Annotated in this window: 3 protein-coding genes and 1 pseudogene; all 4 read left to right on the top strand. The window is 66.1% G+C overall.

Annotated elements, in window-relative coordinates; translation table 11 throughout:
• The first annotated feature begins 259 nt into the window (after nucleotides 1-259).
• Nucleotides 260-2017, top strand: a complete 1758-nt coding sequence (locus tag VKI00_RS06850) for a transposase (protein WP_324436239.1) — start codon at nucleotides 260-262, stop codon at nucleotides 2015-2017.
• A 233-nt stretch (nucleotides 2018-2250) separates the two neighbouring features.
• Nucleotides 2251-3351, top strand: coding sequence for a site-specific integrase (locus VKI00_RS06845; protein ID WP_324436238.1), 1101 nt, complete (start codon nucleotides 2251-2253; stop codon nucleotides 3349-3351).
• Nucleotides 3351-3701, top strand: coding sequence for a helix-turn-helix transcriptional regulator (locus VKI00_RS06840; RefSeq protein ID WP_324436237.1), 351 nt, complete (start codon nucleotides 3351-3353; stop codon nucleotides 3699-3701). Before VKI00_RS06845 ends, VKI00_RS06840 begins: the two co-directional genes overlap by 1 nt.
• Nucleotides 3691-4526: pseudogene (locus tag VKI00_RS06835) on the top strand (recombinase XerD); the annotation flags it as partial. The gene VKI00_RS06840 and the pseudogene VKI00_RS06835, both read left to right, overlap by 11 nt.

The following is a 4526-nucleotide window of genomic DNA, read 5'->3' as shown; positions in this document are numbered from 1 at the left end:
CTGCGTGGCGGCGGCAGTGGTGGATCAACCAGCAGCACCTCGAGCCCGACGACGACCAGCCCCCCGTCCAGCGTGCCGACGTCTACACCGACGACCGCCATTCCGGGGGTCCCGGCGGGGGTGGTGGGCCTGGCGGGGGTGGTGGCTCGATCCCCGGTGGTCCGACCGGCAGCGGTGGGCCTAGGAGGCCACTGAACAACTCGTCCATCGCTCGTCGTGCCTGACGGCTGTGTGCCGTGTGACGTGTGATGATGTTGTGGTGCAAGGGATTACGTGGTCGGAGCGGGAGTTGTTGGACGCGCAGTCGCTGGTCGGGGAGCTGGTACCGCCGGACAGCGTGTTCGCGTTCCTGGCCGAGCACCGCCACGCGTTGTTCCCGGATTCGTTCATCGCCGACCTGTTCTCCTCCTCGACCGGGCGGCCGTCGCTGCCGGCGGACCTGGTCGGGTCGGTGCTGGTGCTTAAGGAGCTGTATGACTTGTCGGATCCGCAGACCGCGGAGGCGCTGCGTTACGACATTCGGTGGAAGGTGGCGTGCGGGCGGTCGTTGACGCAGGTGTCGTTCGACCCGTCCACCCTGGTGTACTGGCGCAAACGGGTCGCCGCCTCGGAGCGCCCGGATCGGGTGTTCGACGCAGTCGCGCGGGTGATCGCCGAGACCGGGATCCTGCGGGGGCGGCGCAAGCGGTGCGTGGATTCGACGGTGTTCGACGACGCGGTGGCCACCCAGGACACGGTGACTCAGCTGGTGGCGGCGATGCGGAAGGTGGCGCGGCTGGTGCCGGGCGCGAAACCGGTGATCGAGCGGGTCGCGAGGCTGGATTATTCGAAACCGGGCAAGCCCGACATCGATTGGGACGATCGGCAGGCCAAGCAGAACCTGGTGTCGGACCTGGTGAACGACGCGTTGGCGGTACTGGCCGAACTGACCGGCCAGGACGCACCGGAGCGCGACGACGCCGCGGCGGATGCGTTGGGGCTGTTGGCGCTGGTCGCGGGTCAGGACGTGGAACCGGCCGGGGACCCCGACGGCACCGACGGGCGGTGGCGGATTGCCCGCAAGGTCGCTCACGACCGGGTCATCTCGACCGTCGATGTCCAGACCCGGCACACCCGCAAGTCCAAGTCCAACCGCAAGGACGGCTTCCGCGGGCATGTGGCCGCCGAACCGGAGACCGCACTGATCACCGACTGCGAACTCACCAAGGCGTCCGGAGAGGCTAGCAGCGACCCGGTGGTCGGCGAGCAGATGATCGCCCGCGACCGCTACCACCACACCCCAGCCGCCAACCAGGGCGAGCACGCCAACGGGAGTCAGGCGCCGGTGGCGTCGTCGTCTGTCACCGACGAGCCGGCCCCAGCCGGCGAGCCGCACGATGCCGATACCGTTGCGGCCCGGCACGATGCGGCCGAGCCCGCCGACAGCCGGCGCAACGATGTCGATGCCGGCGCCGAGGGCCAGGGCAGTGGACTCGAGGTGTATGCCGATTCGGCCTACGGCACCGGCGCGGCACGCGCCGCCTATCGCGCGGGCGGGCACGACACCGTGATCAAGCCCAAACCGCTGTGCCCCGCGGTGGACGGCGGATTCACTCTCGACGACTTCACCATCGATGAGCAGGACGGCACCGTCACCTGTCCGGGTGGACACACCCGGGTCATGAGCACGAAACGAATGGTGACCTTCGGCGCGGTGTGCGCCGACTGCCCGCTGCGATCCCGATGCACCACCGCCACCGATGGGCGGTCGATGAGCATCCACCCCCACGAGCAGCTGCTGCGCGCCGCCCGCACGCAGGCCCGAACACCCGAGTTCAAGCAGGCCTACCCCACCCGCTCGATGGTGGAACGGGTCATCGCGTGGACCGCCACCAGCCGCGGGCGACGGATCAAGCTGCGCTACCTCGGTATCGATAAGAACCACGCCTGGCTGCGGACCCGTTGCGCCGCAATCAATCTCCGCACACTCATCAACGGTGGCCTCACCCGCCGCGACGGGGCCTGGGCCCTGGCCTGACGGCCAGGGCCACCCGCCCGACCCCATTCACGACGAGCCAGCGGGCCACCGGGCCCCAGTTCTACTGCTCGCCAGCGCATTTTCGAAATCTCCCGGATCGCAGTCGCCACACCAGTCAAGATCCGACCTACCCGCGATCCCGGTTGTTCAGTGGCCTCCTAGCTGCAGCGATGTGGTATTGATTCAGTGAATGATTCAATGATTCATCCGATGAGACCGGTTTGGAGGCTGATTTGCCCCTCGATAAGAGTGGCCGCGTGCATGTCGTCGGGTCGGTTCCGCTGCTGCATCCGGAGGTGCAGACCGTTGATGAGATGCTGCAGGGATGGCGCAATCAGCAAATGTGTCGCAACCTGGGCCATGACACGATTGCGGGACGGATCCGGCTGGTCGCGCGTTTCGTCGAGCACACCAATGAGTTCCCGTGGATGTGGACGCCGGCCTTGGTGGAGGAGTTCTTCGGCGATCTGCGGTCGGTCAAAAGATGCAAGCAGTCGACTGTGCGTCGTTACCAGAATGCGTTGCGGTTGTTCTGCTCGTATGTCAGCGATCCCGATTACGGGTGGGATCGGGTGTGCGAACAGCGGTTCGGCACGCATCCCGCTCAGGTGTTTTTCGAGTGGAACACCGCGGTCCACGTGCAGGACAACGAGCAGTCCCCGGCCAAGCGCGCGTTTACCAAACGAGAGCTGCAGGATTTCTTCGACCATGCCGACGACCAGGTGTCGCTGATCGCGGCCTCGGCGCGTAAGGGCTGGCTGCCGGCCTACCGGGATGCGACGATGTTCAAGCTCGCCTACTCCTACGGGCTGCGGTTCAACGAGCTGCGTCATCTGCAGACCGTGGATTTCTCCCGCAATGCCCACGCCCGGGAGTTCGGCGGTTACGGCGTTGTTCAGGTCCGCTACGGCAAGGCCAAGAAGGGATCTCCACCCAAGCGGCGCGGCGTCCTGACGGTCTTTAAGTGGACTCCCGAGGTGATCACCGACTGGCTTGCGCACGGCCAGCCGGGTATGACCGATGGGCTTGATTTGTTCCCCAGCGAGCGAGGCGCGTTGGTCGCCGAGAACACGCTGTTGCGCCGGTTCCGTCGGTATTGTCGGGAGCTGGAGTTGCCAGACGGATTAGATCTGCACTCGCTGCGCCGGTCGTATGCCACCCATTTGATCGAAGACGGCTGGGATGCCCGGTTCGTCCAGGACCAGATGGGTCACGACCATGCCAGCACGACGTCGCTGTATACCTGCGTGTCCAGCGATTACCGGGTCAGCACGTTGCGCCGGGTGTTGGACACCACCATCAACACCGCGCTGTCGTTGGGGGAGGAAAGCTGATGAAACGGCGAGTCGACTACACCTGGCGGTTGGCCGAGCTGATGGCCGCTCGCGGGATGCACAACAGTACCGATCTGATTCCGCTTCTTGCCGAACGCGGGATCGAGCTTTCACGGCCACAGGTGTATCGCGTGGTTCATCAACGCCCCGAACGGGTTTCGCTTCAAATGATCGCCGCACTGTGCGATATCTTGGGTTGCGGCGTCGAGGACCTGGTCACCGTGACCGCGGCCGACGTCCGCCGACGCAAAGCGTCCGCCGGCTCGCAGACGGCGCCCAGGCCCAACGTGGTCGAGCTCAACAAAGCGGTGCGTCCGCGCCGAGCCAGGGTGATCAGCGATGACGATTAGCCCCAACCGGCGCTCAACCAAACGGGGCCGCCCGCGGGTTACCGGCGAGCAGTTCCGCTGCAGCCGGTGTGAGCGGATGGCCAACCAGCGACGAGCGTCCTGGCCCGGTGAGGACCTGTGCTACAGCTGTTTTTACGCAGCGATGCGCACTCGTGGTGTCTGCCCCGGGTGCGGCCACAACGGGGTGCTTCCCGGCCTGGCCATCGACGCAGATCGGCAGCCGATCTGTTTGTCGTGCGCGGGGATTCCCGCAGACTTCACGTGCCGACGCTGCGGGGCCGAAGGCGATTTCTACCGGCGCGGAACCTGTGCCCGCTGCGCCCTTCGCGAGGATCTGACCGCGTTGATGATCGACGGCGCGCACGACCCACAAGCCATGGCTGCCATCGTCGAGGCACTGTGCCGCGTTGAGCGGCCCGCCAGCATCCTGAGCTGGAAGCGTTCGCCCAAAGTGAAGGCACTGCTGGCAGGACTGGCCCGTGGGGAGATCCCGTTGACCCATCAGGGCCTCGACAAAGCCGGTACCGACATCGCGACCAACCATCTGCGGAGCCTGCTCGAACACGCCGGCATCTTGGCTGCCCGCGACGAACCGCTGGCCCGGTTCGAGCGTTGGCTCGTTGAGAAACTCGAGTCGGTCACCGAGCCGGCCGTGCGCGCTCCGGTGGAACAATTCGCCAGGTGGCATCATCTGCGGCGGTTACGCAAAGCATCGGTTCCAGGACAAAGCTCCGCTGCCGGCGCGCGATACGCCAAACAGGAGATCACCGAGGCGATCAAGTTTCTCACCTGGCTGCACAGTGCCCATCACCGCGCCCTGGTCAG

Origin of the sequence: Mycobacterium sp., assembly GCF_035314665.1 — a bacterium.
Lineage (GTDB): Bacteria > Actinomycetota > Actinomycetes > Mycobacteriales > Mycobacteriaceae > Mycobacterium.
The sequence above is the reverse complement of the archived record's forward strand: the minus strand, read 5'-3'. Positions and strand labels throughout refer to the sequence as shown.